15 protein-coding genes and 2 tRNA genes are annotated in these 17,459 nt (G+C 51.5%); 12 read left to right on the forward strand and 5 right to left on the reverse strand.

All coding sequences use genetic code 11. The annotated features are described in order from the left end of the window. Positions 1-9: 9 nt before the first annotated feature. Positions 10-504: a roadblock/LC7 domain-containing protein gene (locus tag EI42_RS07560; protein WP_111320701.1), complete on the forward strand. Its 495-nt coding sequence runs from the start codon at positions 10-12 to the stop codon at positions 502-504. A gap of 15 nt (positions 505-519) precedes the next feature. After that, positions 520-1,095, forward strand: a complete 576-nt coding sequence (locus EI42_RS07565; RefSeq protein ID WP_111320493.1) for a GTP-binding protein — start codon at positions 520-522, stop codon at positions 1,093-1,095. A gap of 176 nt (positions 1,096-1,271) precedes the next feature. On the opposite strand, the gene EI42_RS07570 is transcribed toward EI42_RS07565, so the two are convergent. Continuing rightward, the gene (locus EI42_RS07570) at positions 1,272-1,733 is read right to left on the reverse strand and encodes an HAD hydrolase family protein (RefSeq protein WP_111320495.1); all 462 of its coding nucleotides are present in this window, start codon (positions 1,731-1,733) and stop codon (positions 1,272-1,274) included. A gap of 264 nt (positions 1,734-1,997) precedes the next feature. Next, the gene (locus tag EI42_RS07575; RefSeq protein WP_170142435.1) at positions 1,998-2,465 is read right to left on the reverse strand and encodes a ribonuclease FAU-1 family protein; all 468 of its coding nucleotides are present in this window, start codon (positions 2,463-2,465) and stop codon (positions 1,998-2,000) included. A gap of 297 nt (positions 2,466-2,762) precedes the next feature. Here EI42_RS07575 and serS point away from each other — a divergent pair, with 297 nt between their 5' ends. The 4 genes from serS (at position 2,763) to EI42_RS07595 (ending at position 7,109) form a co-directional block, all read left to right on the forward strand. Continuing rightward, positions 2,763-4,031: a serine--tRNA ligase gene (serS, locus tag EI42_RS07580; protein ID WP_111320499.1), complete on the forward strand. Its 1,269-nt coding sequence runs from the start codon at positions 2,763-2,765 to the stop codon at positions 4,029-4,031. 125 nt (positions 4,032-4,156) lie between these two features. Continuing rightward, a tRNA-Ser gene (locus EI42_RS07585) sits at positions 4,157-4,240 on the forward strand. A gap of 279 nt (positions 4,241-4,519) precedes the next feature. Then, positions 4,520-5,980: a DUF4388 domain-containing protein gene (locus tag EI42_RS07590; RefSeq protein WP_111320501.1), complete on the forward strand. Its 1,461-nt coding sequence runs from the start codon at positions 4,520-4,522 to the stop codon at positions 5,978-5,980. Between the two features lie 88 nt (positions 5,981-6,068). After that, positions 6,069-7,109, forward strand: a complete 1,041-nt coding sequence (locus tag EI42_RS07595; RefSeq protein ID WP_111320503.1) for a sigma-54 interaction domain-containing protein — start codon at positions 6,069-6,071, stop codon at positions 7,107-7,109. Positions 7,110-7,266: 157 nt separating this feature from the next. Here the strand turns inward: EI42_RS07595 and EI42_RS07600 are convergent, their stop codons facing one another. After that, entirely contained in the window at positions 7,267-8,481 is a 1,215-nt protein-coding gene (locus EI42_RS07600; RefSeq protein WP_170142437.1) for a molybdopterin molybdotransferase MoeA, read from the reverse strand. Between the two features lie 138 nt (positions 8,482-8,619). Continuing rightward, positions 8,620-8,696: transfer RNA gene (locus tag EI42_RS07605), tRNA-Glu, on the reverse strand. Between the two features lie 210 nt (positions 8,697-8,906). Here EI42_RS07605 and EI42_RS07610 point away from each other — a divergent pair. The 5 genes from EI42_RS07610 (at position 8,907) to EI42_RS07630 (ending at position 14,414) form a co-directional block, all read left to right on the forward strand. Then, the gene (locus tag EI42_RS07610) at positions 8,907-9,866 is read left to right on the forward strand and encodes a DUF929 family protein (RefSeq protein ID WP_111320507.1); all 960 of its coding nucleotides are present in this window, start codon (positions 8,907-8,909) and stop codon (positions 9,864-9,866) included. Positions 9,867-10,070: 204 nt separating this feature from the next. Continuing rightward, the gene (locus tag EI42_RS07615) at positions 10,071-10,904 is read left to right on the forward strand and encodes a histidine phosphatase family protein (RefSeq protein WP_170142438.1); all 834 of its coding nucleotides are present in this window, start codon (positions 10,071-10,073) and stop codon (positions 10,902-10,904) included. A gap of 34 nt (positions 10,905-10,938) precedes the next feature. Further along, entirely contained in the window at positions 10,939-11,778 is an 840-nt protein-coding gene (locus tag EI42_RS07620; protein WP_111320511.1) for a hypothetical protein, read from the forward strand. Positions 11,779-12,032: 254 nt separating this feature from the next. Beyond that, positions 12,033-13,259 (forward strand): glycosyltransferase, encoded by a 1,227-nt coding sequence (locus tag EI42_RS07625; RefSeq protein WP_111320513.1) that lies wholly within the window; start codon positions 12,033-12,035, stop codon positions 13,257-13,259. Between the two features lie 873 nt (positions 13,260-14,132). After that, entirely contained in the window at positions 14,133-14,414 is a 282-nt protein-coding gene (locus tag EI42_RS07630) for a hypothetical protein (RefSeq protein WP_111320515.1), read from the forward strand. Between the two features lie 174 nt (positions 14,415-14,588). Here EI42_RS07630 and EI42_RS07635 read toward each other — a convergent pair whose 3' ends face one another. Further along, positions 14,589-14,969: a hypothetical protein gene (locus EI42_RS07635; RefSeq protein ID WP_111320517.1), complete on the reverse strand. Its 381-nt coding sequence runs from the start codon at positions 14,967-14,969 to the stop codon at positions 14,589-14,591. A gap of 560 nt (positions 14,970-15,529) precedes the next feature. Between EI42_RS07635 and EI42_RS07640 the strand changes: the two genes are divergently transcribed. Beyond that, positions 15,530-17,293 (forward strand): peptide ABC transporter substrate-binding protein, encoded by a 1,764-nt coding sequence (locus tag EI42_RS07640; RefSeq protein ID WP_111320519.1) that lies wholly within the window; start codon positions 15,530-15,532, stop codon positions 17,291-17,293. The last annotated feature ends 166 nt before the right edge of the window (positions 17,294-17,459 follow it).

The following is a 17,459-nucleotide window of genomic DNA, read 5'->3' on the forward strand; positions in this document are numbered from 1 at the left end:
GGCGCGTCCATGGAACAGTTAACAAATCTGGTTATCTCTGACCGCGAGTTGATGACTATTTCAGCATTATTGGCTAAATTAATGAATGATACCAATGCCACTTCAACAATGCTGCTCGACAAAAGTGGTCAGGTGGTAGCTGTTCAGGGTGCGGAATCCCGTAGCAAAGCAACCAATCTCGGCGCGTTGCTGGCGGGTGTTTTCTCCTCTTCTCGTGAGGTTGCTCGTCTCCTCAATGAGAAGGACTTCCGCAGTATCTTCCAGCAAGGTGTTCAGGAGAACATCTACACTGCTATGGTGGAAGAACAGTGGTTGCTGGTGATTATCTTTGATAAACTCACTCATATTGGCCTGGTGAAAGTGCTCTCGAAAAAGGCGTCTGATGAACTGGGACGTATTCTAGAGCGTGTGCGAAACGATACATCGCGTACCAAGTCTTCCGTGATTAACCTTCAGTTTCGCTCGTCCGTTGAGGATACCATTGATCTGCTCTTCCGGGATTAGAGGAACCTGGCACCTATGGCACTTATCAATGTTGCAACTCACGAGATTCATTGCAAGATCGTGTATTACGGCATAGGCTATTGTGGCAAGACAACAAACTTGCAGCATGTCTATAGAAGCATCAATCCCAATGCCCGGGGAGAGATGCTCTCTATTGCGACTGAGACCGAGCGTACTCTGTTCTTTGATTTCCTTCCCCTGGATCTCGGAACAGTACACGGGTTTCGCACGCGTTTCCATCTTTATACTGTACCGGGCCAGGTGCTGTATGAACGCACGCGCCTGGCTGTTTTAAATGGTGCAGATGGAATCGTGTTTGTTGTTGACTCACAGGCCGAGAAGTTTGAGGAAAATGTCCAGAGCATTGCCGAGCTGGAAATGAATATGCGCCGTCTCGGTAAGGATCTGGGCCATTTCCCTTTTATCTTGCAATGGAATAAGCGCGACTTACCGAATGCTCTTCCTGTGCCTGTGCTGGATCGCTATTTAAATCGGCGTCGCGTTCCCTCATTCGAGGCTGTTGCCTCCGCAGGGAAAGGCGTTTTTGCAACTCTACGCGCTATCAGTAAAAGCATTATTTCGCAGCTCTAAGCTGTTCTCTGTGGAAGCAATCCAGTTATTTTTTGAACCATTCTGGCGTGTAGATATCCAGCAGTCGGTAGAAAGAAGAAGATATGTCGCCCGGGAGCTGTTCCCGTGGCGTGTTTTGTTTGCGCTTTTTGAGCCGAAGTGAAAGAGGCATCTCTTTCCTTCGGCACTTTTTGCTGCTATCCGCGCAGAGTTGCGATCAGGCGTTTGGGCTTTAAGAGCAGGTCAATCGCATGAATAGGGCTGGCTACCACGACATCAGCCGCGACCAGGGCCTTGATTGATCCTCCTTCCAGATTGACAACGGCAATGCCAAGTGCTGCCAGGCGCAACATCCCGCTATCGTTTGCCCCATTGCCAATGGTGACCACTTTCGAGGGGCCCAGTTCGCGGACATAACGGAGCTTCTCTTCTCCTCGGTGGGTGATATGGATCTTATAGCCAAGCGTTTGTTCCAGTCCCGAAATATTGTCGTGTGTGCCGGCGGAAAGCAGGTGAATGGTTAGATGCTCGGAGAGCTTTTGTAGCCGCTCGGCCACTCCACTGATGGCTACTCCATCGACGGCCAATGTCCCGTTAATATCAAAAACGGCGTGATGCAGTTCAAGGCTATTTCTTTCTGGAATTTCGAGCTTAATCATAGTTCCTCACCAAATTCATACTAATGTTTGTTCGTCTGTTGTGATCCTTAGCAGGTTTCGCAAACTGCTGTAAGCCTGTGGAGGTGAGATAATGCGCCGCGGGCTTCATGCTCTTTCATGGATGGTTGCTAGAAGAGCTGCCGGTTCCACGGAAATGAGTGAAGGCGCCTCTACAGCCTCCATTTACTCGGGCGGGTTTCTGTATCTATGAAGGTGGGAAAACCCTCTTCTGAACGAACATACGAGACAATGCGATATGGAGCCTTAGCGCGAGATAGCAGTAAATATATCCTGCTTGTTGGTGATCAGGTGCAGAAGTTCCTGTAATCCCTGCCGGGCTCCCTTGCGTTGCGTTGCACTGAGTGTGGTATCAGCGGTGAACTCGTCTTCATCAAGCACGAGATACTCGCCATCGGGTGTGACCCAGACATCCAGATAGAGATCTGCCTGCCTCACACAATTTCCCTTGATCATAGCTGGTTCAACAATATTGCAGTACCATCCCTTCCGCTCTCCCTCTGCACCTGCAATATCAAAAATATTAAACCAGCGATCAGTATAGTAGTATTCAAGGAAAGAGTCACCAGGCTCGAAACGAGTGTAACCCAGTTCTTTGGTCGGAAAGGTCCAGTAAGCCTGAATGACGATACCATTGGAAAGCTGCGCATGTAGCTCTCCCTGATACCGGATCTTCTCCTCCCCTTTGGGATCACATTTTATGACGGTATACATAGAATATCCTCTTGAAATAACAGAGCAGCCCTTCATAGATAGTCTAACCTATGGGGACCGAGAATTGCAATGACAATTCCTCCCTTCATAGAGCAGTGGGGCGAGCCGTGCTGCTCAAAAGGGCACGCCACCCGGAGTGGACCCCTTTTTACTTCGATAGCGAGTTTGCGTTTCTTTTTATTGTACGTTACAGAATGGCTTCTTGTTTTACACGGTGTGCTTCATATGATAGCGTTTGGTGAAGCCGTTGGATATATTCGGTTTCTGTATGTGGAGATATGTTATACTATAGCAGCCATGATGAATCTTGATTTTGTTTGCCAGCATCCCGATGTCGTGCGTGAGGCTCTACGCAAACGGCATAATGCGCAGAATATAGATGAAATTTTGCGGCATGCAGAGCAGCGACGCGGCCTGATTACGCGGCGTGATGGGCTCTATAGCACGCTGAAAGAGGTCAAAGAGAGCCTGCGAACCGCTCTTCCAGAGCAGCGGCCGCCGCTGAACAAGCAGATGAAGGCTATTATGCATGATATCCAGCTTCTTGAGCTACGTATCTCGGATATTGAGACCCGCTTGCAGAGGCTGCTACTGTATTTGCCCAATATTCCGCATGCTGGCGTTCCTGAGGGAAAACATTCAATCAACAATCGTGAAGTACACCTCTGGGGTGAGCCTCTGTCGTTCCATTTTGAGCCTTTGCCCCACTGGGAACTGGGAACGCGCCTGGGAATTATTGATGCGGAAAGCGGGGTGCGTGTCGCTGGTAGTCGCTTCGTCACTTTAAAGGGTCTGGGAGCGCGGCTTGAGCGTGCTTTGATTTCGTTTATGCTGGATGTCCATACCCGGGAACATGGCTATACCGAGGTGATGCCGCCTTTTATGGTTAAGCGCTCGGTCATGCAGGGTGCGGGACAACTACCCAAATTTGAAGAGCAGGCATATGCCTGTACAGCTGATGAGCTCTTTTTGAATCCTACCGCTGAAGTGCCGCTGGTCGGGCTGCACGCGGACTCTATCCTCTCCGGTGATGAGTTGCCGATTCGCTATGCAGCGTGGACGACCGCGTTTCGGCGTGAAGCTGGCTCAGCAGCTCGGGCAACACGAGGGTTGTTGCGTCAGCATCAGTTTAACAAGGTTGAGTTATTTCAGATCACGGAGCCGGGCAGATCGTATACAGTGCTGGGCGAGATGCTGACTCATGCGGAGCATATCCTTCAGTTGTTGGAGCTTCCTTATCGTGTGGCCGAGTTATGTGGTGGAAAGCTTCCATTTAACGCGGCAAAAGCCTACGATGTTGAGGTCTGGATGCCCAGCCTGGAACAGTACGTTGAGGTTTCATCGATTAGCAATTGCGAGTCGTTTCAGGCACAGCGAGCGAATATCAAGTATCGCCCGGAAAAAGGAGCGCGAGCCGAGTATGTCCATACGCTCAATGGCTCTGGCTTGGCAGTCGGGCGGACAATGGCGGCAATTCTGGAAATCTACCAGCAGGCGGACGGAACAGTGATTGTTCCAAAAGTACTACGCCCTTATGTCGGGACTGCTGTGCTGACAGCTCGCTAAGGGTGGGCTATAGAGGCGCGTTGACCCTCAAGGGGGAAGAGAAAATCCACCAATTTCAACCTTTTTGGCAAAAATTCCGTGGAACCCTCTTCCATATTTAAGAAAGATGTGGTATAGTAAATCCCGGAAGGATGGCAGAGTGGTCTATTGCGGCTGTCTTGAAAACAGCTGGGTGATGAGCCCCGGGGGTTCGAATCCCTCTCCTTCCGCTTCAGGGTTAGAGGTCTTCTTTCTTGTTGTCGATTTCCCAGACGCGCTATGAAAGAAGGCCTTTTATTACAGTCAGTCCGGCACACATGCCCAGGCTGCGCCTTGAAAGCATGCAAGCATGCGTGCTTTGTCAGGTCAGGGATGCAATCCTTTCTACAGGAATACATCTCCACCTTGCAACTATTGGTGATAGTCTCTCCTGGCGTGATGTGTATAGAGTAAGGGGGATGTGCTATACACACGACGCTTAGTGTATTTTGGACGGACGGTGAAGTAGAGTGTCTTTTATTGGTACATTAGAACAGTTTCCTTTGTCTCAGATTTTGCAACGTTTAGAGGCATATGCTAAGACCGGCTTGTTGGTCGTGAAACGTGGCGGACAGTGGATTGAGTTCTATTGTCGCGATGGCCGCTTGATCTGTATAGGTCCGTTGCGCACCAACGCCACACTTGGCGAGCGCCTTGTGCAAGAAGGTGTGATCTCGATGCAGGCCGCGCAAGATGTTCAGTTCGCGCTAGGGGCGGATGCCCAGAGTGAGACGCGGACGGCACTGGCTCTGATTGATCGGGGACATGTGCGGCAGGATGATCTGCGTACATGGGCGTATCAGAATGCCCTGAAAGTACTTCAGGTACTTGTGCGCTGGAATAGCGGAGAGCTCTATTTTGAAGAAAATGCTGCTCCTCCACCTGAACGCCTGCTGGTTGCTTTAACGATTTCAACACTTTTATCCGCTGCGTTCTCCGCGCAGTCTGCTCCTCTGCCGTCTTCTCAGTCGTACCCTGCGTCCCCCGCTTCACAACAGGGTATTCCTCCAACACAGATGTCACCGTTGCAGCCTCAACAGATGTCGCCTATGGCTGCGATGCAGACGCAGATGTCGCCTGTGCAGCCGCCGCAGATGTCACCTGTACAACAGTATCCTCAGATGTCGCCTGTGCAGCAACAGAAGCCAGTTCAGGCACCCGCTGCCCCGGCAGAAGTGCCAGTACAGCCCGGAACGGTCAGTGCCTCGCAGCTCTTATTTGATGCCATTCCAGCGAGCAACTCGCTTCCGGCAACCGAGTCCATCTCGCCGGTATTTAATAATAACTATAACAACTCGATGCACTCGGTTGATACGCCGTCGCTTGCGGGAATCAATGCGCCCAAGAGCTCGCCCTACTTTGAGCCTGTGCACAATCCTGTAGTTCCTCAGCGTATTGATACGTCGTTTATGCGTCCTGATATGGTATTGATTCCGGCTGATCTTTCGGCACTGCGTGACCAGAATCCGCAGTATCAGTTGACGCCGGAGCAATGGCGTGTCCTGACGCGCGTTGATGGCAACACAACTTTACAGACTGCCTGTCAGGAGCTGGCAATGCTTCCCGATCAGCTCTGTCTGGTCGCCGGTGAGCTGGTTGCGATGGGTTTGATCCATGTCGCGCCTGCTTCTGCTGCGAACACCAATGAGTTGTCACCGGCTGCGGACTTGCGTAACCCATTGTTGAATAGTGGTTACGTTGCGCCTGGATCTGCTGCAACCACGGTCTCTCCCTGGACACCTGCGCCGGTTTCAGAGCCGGCCACAACTCCGTTTTCCTCTGCGTTTCCTTTTGAGACTGAGTCACAATGGGGAAATGGTGGCAATGGCGCGACCTTTGTTCCCGGGCGTGGTTGGGTGACTCGACCTCAGTCGGCACAGCCGAGCGGTCCGATTGCCTTGCAGTCAGGGTTGTATGCTAACCATCAATAGTCGCAATCTTTGTGCGGTGGGTCGGTAGTGTTATAGCGTTTGTGGTTTGTAAGGTGGTTTTGTCGTCTTTCTGTTGAAGGGGGTACGTGTGAAGGGTCGTGTGATGCCGTTTTGCCGTACATCGACTGACAATATAGCGCAGGATGCGAAGCTTGCCGAGATGCTTGTGGCGCATAGCCCGGCCATGCAAAATGTGGTCAAGCTGATCTGGCAGGTTGCTCAGTATCCTTCGACAACGGTACTATTGCAGGGCGAGAGCGGCACCGGCAAAGATGTGGTCGCACGCGCTATTCATGAGTTAAGCAGCCGGGCAACCTACCAGTTTGTTGACATTAACTGCGCCGCAATTCCTGATACCTTGCTGGAAACCGAGCTCTTTGGTGTTGAAGCGGGCGCTTTCACCGATGCAAAGGTTTCACGCGAGGGGTACCTGCTACGGGCTGATGGTGGAACGCTTTTCCTCGATGAGATCGGCTCGATGCCTCTTGTTCTTCAAGCCAAGTTACTCCGTTTCCTCGAAACCCGGAGCTTTCGTCGTGTAGGCAGTACGAAAGAGATCCATGTTGATTTGCGGGTGATCTCTGCTACTAATGTTGATCTTCAATCTGCTGTTGCGCATAGGACTTTTCGCGACGACCTGTTTTATCGTCTGAAGGTAATAACAATCTATCTTCCGCCTTTGCGGGAGCGGCCCGAAGATATTGTGCCTCTGGTTGAGCACTTCTTACAGCTTCACAGTAACGGAAGTGAAGAGCCATTACAGATCAGTGATGATGCTCTGGAACTGCTGCAACAGTATCACTGGCCCGGCAATGTGCGTGAGCTGCGGAGCGTGATTCAGCGCGGCCAGATTCTCTGTGATGAAAATATCATTCGTCCAAAGGACTTACCAGAGAGTGTGCGCCTTGCAGGCCGAAACGTCGGTCAGCGTCTGGATGAGCTCAAAGAACAGTTGCATCTGCCGCCAGAGGGACTGGACTTGCGGGCTTTTCTGAGCTCGATAGAGCAAAAGTTTATCCATGAAGCTCTGGAAGCGTGTAACGGCAATCAGGTGCGGGCGGCTGCTTTGCTCGGGATCTCGCGGGATCAATTGCGGTATCGGCTGCCTCCGCGGAAGCGGGATCAATAGTTTTCAAGATCCGACCTTGCAACTGCGCGAACAGCAGCCAGAGCTGTCACCTTGCAGTCAGAAGTAATAGGTATCAAGTGCAGGTGTGTTGTTGTGTCTGTGTGAAAGGAGGAGGAAAAAGTATGCGGATCTCTTCTCTCCTCCTTTGTTTGCAGAATTATTCAAGCGTTTCGACCTCAGGCCAGTCGAGCATCAGGGCTCTGGCTGGCTGGCCGGGAAGAATTTGTGTCCCACCCTCAGGGACGATGACCAGCGCGTTCGCGTTGAGAAGCGAGGTCAGCAGGTTTGAGCCCTGTTTCCCTGTGGTGTGAGCGACAAAGCGTCCCTGTTCCAGGCTGACGTGTGCTCGCACATAATGACGGCGCTGTGCCTTTTCCTGCACGCCATCAGCAACGATGACTTCGATCTGTGGCCTGTAGAGCCGGGTATGTCCCTGTAGTTTCCGCACTACGGGGCGGCCAAAAAGCTCGAAGGTGACAGCGCTGGAAACCGGGTTTCCGGGTAGTCCGAGCAGCGGTACCCCGTGAATATGGCCGAAGGCAACCGGCTTTCCGGGGCGCATGTTGATGCGCCAGAAGTTCATCTCACCCTGTTCCTGCATGATGTCCTTGACGAGATCGAAATCACCAACTGATACCCCACCCGAGGTCAGAATCAGATCATAGGTGATTGCCTCGTTGAGCTTCTCGCGCAGGCTCTCAACGGTATCGCGAGCGATGCCGAGGCGCGTCGGGATGCCTCCAGCTTTACGGACAGCGGCTTCAAGCAGATAACTATTACTGTTGCGAATCTGTCCGGGTTGCAGTTCTGCTGAAATCTCGACCACCTCGTCACCGGTCCCCAGAATTGCGACTCGGGGCTTGCGGATTACCTCTACATGATCATAACCAAGTGTTGCCAGTATCCCTGTTTCCCAGGGGCCAATCAGATCGCCGGGAGAGAGAAGCTTCTGTCCCTTCTGAATATCCTCCCCTGCGGGACGAATGTTATTCCCTCGCAGAACTGGCTGAAGCACCTCAACCCACTCATCCGAGGGATTTGTCAGCTCAATCTGGATCACGGCATCAGCGCCCGGAGGAACGGGAGCGCCGGTCATGATACGCATAGCGGTTCCAGGAGTGACGGTCTGTCCGCTCACATGGCCGGCGGCGATATCACCAATGACTTTCAGGCGGACCGGTGTGTGCTGGGTGTCCTGACTTTGCAGGGCAAAGCCATCCATTGCGGAGTTCGCGAAGGGCGGATTGTCGTCGTGGGCGATGATCTCCTGAGCAAGGATATGATCGAATGCATCTTGTAGGGGAAGGCGGACGCTCTCCAAAGGGGTGATAGCGGCCAGAATTCGCTTGAGTGCCTCTTCTACGCTGAGCATGATGGATTCCCTTTCATAGGTCAGTAATGGGGAATGGGAAGGCATTGCATTCCACTGAAGAAAATCTCTCTCTTATTGTACCGCAAGAAGCCAGCTTGAGGGGAAAAGAAAAAAGCCCGGCGGAACGCGCGGGCTTTGTGGTACCTCGTACGGGATTCGAACCCGTGATCTCCACCTTGAAAGGGTGGCGTCCTAGGCCGCTAGACTAACGAGGCTTAACATCATCACTGACATGGGGATTGTACCTTACGCTGCCTGATTTGTCAAGCATTTCTACATGTCTGTTTAGGGGCGGGAGCGTGTTTGCAGTGCTGGTTGTATTCAGCTTGTTTACTTGATACGGGTATCGATATACAGAGGGAGCGCGATATGCTACAATACACAACGATCTACGGTTAACCAGTTTGTGAGAGGTTTGTTTTCTTATGGGAAAGAATACGAAATCGGCTGCTCAGCGCCGTCAGGAGGCGAAAAGACAACGAGAGCAGCGTGGCAATATGGGCCAGGGACCTCGTTCAAAGAAGCGTAGAGCGACAGCGAAGAAAGATCGAAGTTCCCTCTACTGGATTATCGGTATCGTTGCGCTCATTGTCGTGATTGTTGGTTTATTTGTGTTCCTGCGGCTCAATGCGACATCGAATCAGCAGGTATCTGGTGATGCTCAGGAAGCCGAGAAGATGATTACATCACTGAAGCCTGAAGTCTATGAAGGTGTGAGCATCGATCAGAACAATAAGCGCATGGAACCTCTGAAAGCAGATGCGCCCAAATTGACCGGAGCAGATGGCAAACCCCAGGTGCTTTATGTTGGCGCCGACTATTGTCCGTTCTGCGCCGCTCAGCGCTGGTCATTGCTTGCATCGTTGAGCCGCTTTGGCACGTTTGAGCATGTTGATCCAATTATCTCGCAGGAAGGGAACCACTCGACGTTCTCGTTCTATAATAGCACCTACACCAGCAAATATATTGATTTTGTGGCTATCGATAACGAGAACGGAAAGTCGAACAGACAGCCAACCGCCGAGCAGACCCAGCTTGTCAACACCTATGGGCATGGCAGTATTCCATTCATGGTGATAGGCAATGTCGCTGCTGCCTCCGGTTCATTCTATTCTCCTGATTTGTTGGGTACGCAGAGTCATATAGATATTGCCCGAACAATTGTCAACGACCGAAACTCCGAGCTGAGCAAGAGCGTGATCGGAGCAGCAAACTACATCACCGCTGCTATTTGTAAGGCAACCAATAATCAACCTGAGAACGTGTGTAAGCAGGACCCGATGCCGCAGCTTCAGCAGTCGCTCTATGCAAGCACCTCGAACGCTGCTAACCAGTCTCAACTGGCGCTGGCTCCTGTGAATATCCCGACCCGGCGCGAGGAATAGATCCGCCTGAACCGCAGAAGAAGCGCTCATAGCCTGGACGCTTCTTCTGCGCGCCTTCTTGCCTGTTTCCCTCCCCTTTTGAGCCGCCTTGCTGCGATCCCGTTTGCAACTGGCTCTTCTTCGCTGGTACAATGGAAATAATCAAAAGCAAACGTGTAGCGTTAGACGTCCTGGTCACGTCATTTTCTTCAAATGGATGGGAGTATGCTGCCGTTCGCACTCTCTTGCTGGTGGCGGAAATCATGGCTGTATATTGGATGGACGTATCTTGTGGTCCGGATACGCTTCCTTCAATGGAGGTTGCGCATCTGGCGGCATAAACAGTTAATGCTGGAAAGTATACAGGGAAGCATGAAACGAACCTTGCTACTTGTTCGCCACGGACAGACAGGCTGGAATGTGGAACATAGACTTCCCGGGCAGTTGCCAGGTGTCGCCTTGACCGATACAGGACGGCAACAGGCGGCCCGCCTGGGTGAATCGCTGTCCGTTCTCCCTCTAAGCACTATTATCTCAAGCCCGTTAGAGCGAGCCCGCGATACTGCGGCCTTTCTGGCTGAAGGGCGTACCATTCCCGTGCATATTGAGCCCGATCTTGCTGATACCGATGTCGGACCGTGGGCCGGACAGAAGATCAGTGAGCTGACGAAATCGGACCCCGCATGGCGTGCGTATGTCCAGAATCCGACCGTTGCTCCTGAAGGGGTTGAGACGTTTCCGCAAGTGCAGCAGCGTGCGGTAGCGGCGGTGGAGCGCTGGCTTCAGCGGGAAGATATTGGAGCATATCCCGTTTTTGTGGCTCACGCGGATGTGGTGAAACTGCTGCTTGCCTATTATATGGGAATCCCGGTCGAAAGGGCCCCATCTCTCTTTATCGATAATGCTTCAGTGAGTTTGATTGAGCTGGAAAAGGAGAAGCGGCCTCAGGTTGTGGCGATAAGTTGGAGCCCGAACCCTGGCTGGCTGACCTCCCCTGCGCCGCGTCCGGCGGAAGGGGTACAGGGGGAGGCGGAAGAAGTGGGAGAGCAAAAGTCGTAAGGTATTCCTTGCCCAGACTGGAAGGGAAGCTATAATGTTTGATCCACGTGATCCCTACGAGCGGTACTACTGGCATTATGAGTCCAGACGACCACTTTCAATTGCTCAGATTATTGCTCTGGGCAGTGTTGATGCATGGACTGCGGCTCTGGCCTGGGTCTTACTGGAACATGGTTCGTCTCTGACTGTTGCTGGACCAACGGATCCACAGCCAGGAGTTGGCAAAACAACGACCCTGAATGCATTGCTTCAGTTCTTACCTGAAGGAACCGCACTCGCCTATATGGCCGGTATGTACGAGACGTTCGCTTTTACCCGCTTACCTGAAGTTGATCCTGCAACCACCTATGCGCTGTGTAATGAGGTGAGCGATCATCTGCCTATCTATATGTGGGGACGCGCAGCCCGGCGGTATTTGACGCTTCCCGCGAAGGGCTTCCATATTGCAACAAGTGTCCATGCTGATACAATTCATGACGTGATACAGATGTACCATCGGACTTTGCGCCTGACGCCTGAAGATGTGCGTCGATTGGGTCTGGTGATTAATATTGGTCTGGTTGGCCGGGGATATCCGCCGCGTCGCCGCTGGCTGACCATGCATTTCTTACAACCGATCACTGATGTCAGTGATCCGGAGGCGATTGTACCCGTATCATTGTCGAGCTGGAATATGGTTGATGATACCTTTATTCATGCTGAACCGGCGGTGCTGGAACGGGTAGCGGAATGGATTGAGGTACCTGCGAAACAGTTTCAGACCATGCTGGAACGGCGTACTGCATGGTTGGAAAAGCTCGCGCAGGATTTGAATGTTGGCCCGCAGGATATGTTCGAGGCGGTAGAAGAATTCCGCTTATTGCAAGAGCAGTGAAAACGAATGAATCCTCAGACCCATGTTCTTCCCCATGATCTGAAACAGGCATGGGGACGATTTTTGTACGGTTAATCATCATGAATTGAAATAAGGGAATCAGCCGATATTGTTCTAATGAATAGAAGAATCTGCGAAAGGAGGAATGCAAGGTGTTTGCTCTGGAGCGTCTGTTCATTGGCGAAGGACGTTGGCCTCGCATCTGCAATGTATAACCGACAAATGAAGAAAGAAAGAAGAGGAGCTTTTTTGCAATGTCTGCTGTATCAATAGCCATGCTCAGTGTTCATACGTCCCCTCTGGATAAGCCTGGCAGTAGCAAAGATGCCGGGGGCATGAATGTCTACATTCGCGCTTTGGCCCAGGCACTGTCGCAACGAGATCTGAACATCGATATCTTTACACGCCGAACCAGTACAGAACTCCCCTCTGTTGTCCAGCTCAGCCCGAATGTACGGGTGATTCATATTGAGGCTGGCCCTGTGGCTCCCGTGCAGAAAAACGAGCTTTTCCGCTATCTTCCTGAATTCGCGCAGCATATTGAAAGTTACCGAAAGCAGGAACAGAAAAAGTACGATATCGTGCACAGCCACTACTGGCTGTCCGGTGTAGCTGCAATGCCCCTGGCGGAACTCTGGGATGTGCCCCACCTGATCATGTTTCATACACTTGCCCGGTTGAAGATGATGGCAAATCCGGCGGCAGAGGAGCCTGCTCTGCGACTGGACATGGAACAGCGCTTAGTGCATAAGGTCAGTCATATTATCGCAGCAACTCCTGAGGAGCGCTCGCTGTTGATCCGGTACTGTGGTGCCGCACCACAACAGGTTTCGGTGATCCCCTGTGGTGTTGATCTTGAGCTGTTTACGCCGATCGAGCAACCCAATGCCAGAAAACAGCTTCATTTGCCTGTCGATCAACCGGTAGTGCTTTTTGCCGGTCGTCTGGATTCTTTTAAGGGACCCGACGTGGTGGTACGGGCGGCAGCGTTGATGGAAGAGGAGCCTCTAGTCCTGATTGTGGGGGGGAAGGCGCAGCATGATCGTGAGGTACAGGAATTGCAGGAGCTGGCACAGCAACTCGGGGTGCAGAAGCGCGTCCGTTTTCTGGAAGCGCAGCCGCAACAGCGGTTACCGCTTCTCTATAGTGCCGCTGATGTCACGGTTGTTCCCTCCTATCATGAGACGTTTGGGTTGGTCGCGGTTGAGTCGCTGGCCTGTGGCACACCTGTTGTTGCTACGCGTGCAGGTGGCTTAATGACGGTGGTACAGCACGGCGAGACGGGCTTTCTGGTGCCGCGTTGTCCTGGCTTCTTTGCGGAACGGCTGGATGCTACCCTGCGTGATCCGGCGCTCCTTGCTCGGCTGAAAGCCGCAACCCGTCCTTCGGTTATGCAGTTTAGCTGGTACAGGGTCGCGCAGCGGGTGCAAATGCTCTATGAGGACCTGCTTGCCCGCACGGAATATCTGGTTGCGCAATAGCGACTGGCATGGTGAGAGGTCGCGCCCGGAGTCGGGAAGGCCTCTCGGAGTGTATCCGTTATTTGTGATCCAGTTGTTAGGTTTATACTGGATTTGTACTCGCTTCGTGTTGTTATAATAGTGGAAGGGAGATGTGGAATTCATTCTGTCTGCCAGGTCAGGAGAGGATTCAGAGCTTTGCAGATGCTGTTTGGTAACAAGGCATAAAATCGTTTTATGCATGAGATGCGATGCGTGGACAGATCGCATCGGCGGATGCAAACACGACTGTTTCTCTAACATTTGTATTGGTAATTGTCAATATTTGTAATATTACAGAATGCAAGGCTGGACTTTCTCCTATCTCTATGGTATAATCAATTCAAACAGAAAGCGATGCATTCTTCAACCGATGTCCATGCTGTGAAGCAAGGCCGATATTCCAAGCGGTCGGGTTTCGACAGCGTTCTTGCTTATGAAGGGTCGTTCGATGAGCATGGCTTTAGCTGAAACCGCGTCAACAGAGAAAGTGCAGTTTGTAGCTCTGCATGATCGCGTCTCGTCGAGCGTCGCTGTCGCCAAGAAGAGATAAAAACACACTGGGGTAAAGCGTGCCCTGGTGTTTTTTATTTATACCGAGAATTTGTTCCTGGTTCGCTGATGAACGATACAAGTTTCAGCTCTGCAAACCGTATGAGAGGTCGTTTGTTTGAGTGAAAGCCTTTTGACGGCGAAAGGAGGATCTTGGCGAGAGTTTGTAGATCGTCAGGCGTTATTGCTGGCATGCTTACACATCCGTAACTGCGTACAACATGTACCAGTGCGGAGTAGGCTTCGAGATAAAACGGCATGTGGAAACGGAGTGGCTATTAGACTTTTAAGGAGAGTGCAACCATGAACTCTAGCATGATTAATAAGATTGCGAAAGCGAAACGCTACGCGGAAGAGCCGGAGCGCATTCAGTTTACTCGTTTTGAAGCCACCTTCCGGGGTGAAAATGATGTTCACACGACTTCCTTTGATAATGGAGAGTGGCATTGCACCTGCCGTTTCTTCCATGACTGGGGCGATTGCTGCCATACGATGGCAATGCAACGAGTTCTTGGAGTGACCATTCCCGCTGCGTACAGACATGGCATTACTTCTGGTCTGGGCACACAGCCGCTTGTACACTAATTTTGCATACTTTCAGTTTATAACGAAGCAATTCGAGGCACTGATGATATCTTCTTCAGAAATCAGTGCCTCTTTTCTTGACCTTTGAGCATAAAAAAAGAGCGAGGATGTTCCACCTCGCTCTTCTCCTTGTTGTAGAGCTTGTACATTAAGATGTTAGCAAAATCTCGGGGTTTAGAGCTGTGAGCCAATGGTAAAGTAGAGCGCCAGCATAACAGCCAGCATCACGACAGTCAGGATGCCGATTGTAAGTAAATCTTTTTTGACGTATGCAAAGTGCTCTGGCGTGACGATAGACGACGCAACGCGCTGATTTTTCTGTGTCGCTGCACGACGATTAGCCAGCTTGGCGCGAGCGCCGCTCTTCGGCAGGGTAGCCTCTTGCGCCGGAGCCTCTCCATGAGTAGACTCCTCAGTAACTGTTGCTGTGCTGGATTTAGGCTTTTTTACAGGCTGTTCTGGTTGTAGCACCTCAGGAGCGCTCACCTCAACGTTGCGTTGCGCGCGCGCTTTTCGTTGTGCTCCAATGCGTGCCGTCGTCGACCGTTTTGGCATAGTGATTCACTGCCTTTCTGTGTACCTATTGTGGTTGCGGATGAATGAGCGAAAACTGATAATGACAGGCTTTGAAAAGCAAGCAGGGTTGCTCTTCTCTGTTGTATATCGACTGTTTCGGATGCAACTACACTACTGCTACACCCCGTTCCAGCCGCTAAAAAATATGGCCCTGGTACGTTGCCGCTATTATACTACAAACTATCAGGTTTGGCACGTTTCTTACTCGAAAAGAGGAGAAGTCGGCTTGTTGAGGCTGTTTTACAGGGAAGAAGGGAGCTCTCCTGAAGAAAGGGAACCAGATGAGCAAAGCGTTGTCGGTTTCCATCCTCTGACCTGTGGAAAGGTGAATTGTGACGCCAGCATGCGATAATGCGTTGAGAATGTGGGATATGCCCTTCCGATTTGGCATATTGATTGATATATGTGAAAATAGAATCTGCAAGTGGGAAAGCTGATCCATTCTGATGGTTGCGTGTGATTGGCTGACCTATGTAGAGGTGCTCAGGGTGTGTAAACGCTCTGGGGGCGAGTTCCATGATTGAGGAGAAGAAAAAAAGATGGAATCTGGCAAACGGCATAGGCAGAGGGTCTTGATACCACTGCTGTGCTTCTTTGCTGTGCTGCTTTCTGCCTGTGGCGGAGGGGGTAGTAATACGGCTACTCCGGTAGCGCAGGGGAAGGCACCGGACGAAAAGCAGGTATTTATAACTCCTGTCAGTGGGGTCTCGGACATGGCGACCTTTGACCCGGCAATTATGGGCGATGCTGCGGCTGCAAAGGCAATTACAATGACTTTTACAGGCCTCGTTGGGCTCAACGATAACGCGCAGGTATATGGGCAAATGGCGCGTTCCTGGGAGGTTTCTGACGATGGTCTGACCTGGACGTTCTCTTTGAAACCCGATCTGAAATTCAGTGATGGTTCTCCTCTGACCGCTGCCGACGTGGTCTATAGCATTGATCGTGCTTTTGATCCTTCGTTAAAGAATGCGTCGGCTCCCTTCTATTTAGGCATCATCAAAGGAACGGAAAAGCGTGCTGATGGCTCGCTCAAGAGCTTGATAAACTATAGCCTTTTCGCTCCCGATGATCACACCGTCAAAATTGTGACTCGTGAACGGGCTCCCTATTTCTTGCAGGCGTTGACGTTTGCTTGTTCCTGGGTTGTCAATAAGAAACTGGTCGAGAAATATGGAAATCAGCGCTGGACCGATCATATCAATGAGGGCGGTGGTGCCGGTCCTTTTACGGTTGAGCGCTATGTGCATGGCAAAGAAATTGTTCTGGTCCCGAACGCGAACTACTATGGCACGAAGCCGCTGCTGAAAAAGGTCGTTATTCCTTTCTATCCTGATAGCAAGTCTGTCTTCAAGGCTTACGAGGCGGGACAGGTCAGCGAGGCCGAAGTGCAGACAGCCGATCTGGCGCGGGCTCGCTCTCTGAAGAATCAGTTGCATCGGGCGGAGCAACTAACAACCTTTTACTACCAGATGAATTATCTTGCGGTTCCTTTTAACAATATCAAGGTCAGGCAGGCGTTCGCGCTGGCAATTGATAAGGATAAGATTGCTCATAACGTGTATAAGGATAAGATTGTTCCTACCAATCATTTTGTGCCGAAGGGACAGCTTGGCTACAACGAGAAGTTGGTTGGACCAGCTGGCGTGGCCAGTACAAAGGGTGATCCTGCAAAGGCGCGTCAACTCTTTGAAGAGGGTCTCAAGGAGCTCAATCTGACACGGAAAAGCCTGCCGCGCATTGTGTTTACCGTATCAACAGGTGGCTCTCCTGATATGAAGAATGAGGCGCAGGCGGTCCAGGCAATGTGGAAGGATGTGTTAGGCGTTGAAGTCACAATCAACGATATGGACGGGAACCAGCTTCGCGACTACATACAGACAGCCAGAAAGAACCCGAAGGGGCCCATGATCTGGGCGACAAGTTGGGTGGTTGACTATCCTGATCCGCAGGACTGGCTTGACCTCTTCCTTGACGATTCTGGTGACTCGAATGTGATCAACTATGCCCACAACGCCTCGGCAACCAATGAGCTGCAAAAGAAGACGCAGGAACTGATTCGCAAGGCCGATACGACTATGAAAGAGTCTGAGCGCCTGCCGATGTATTATCAGGCCGAGCAACAGGTTATCGATGACGTAGCTGCGTTGCCGATCTATCAGGGAGTGACCAATATGGTACGCAAGCCCTGTGTTGTCGGCGTGGTGGATAACGCCCTCACCATGATTATGCCTGAGGACTGGGGCAAAATCTACATTTCAAACGATACGCCCTGCGCGAACACCTCGGCCTACAGTAAGTAGTGAACTGACAGAACGGGTGAGCGGATCGGCTTGCCCGTTCTTTTTGCGCCCTGTTGCCCGAGAGCTCGGTGTTTGACAAGTCGGCATTCCTATGCTAACCTAAGTGTGGCAAATCAGGTCAAATTAGCATCAAGAATATGCAGAAAGAGCAGTAAAGAGGCTAGCT

Origin of the sequence: Thermosporothrix hazakensis, assembly GCF_003253565.1 — a bacterium.
In the GTDB taxonomy this organism is placed as follows: Bacteria; Chloroflexota; Ktedonobacteria; order Ktedonobacterales; family Ktedonobacteraceae; genus Thermosporothrix; species Thermosporothrix hazakensis.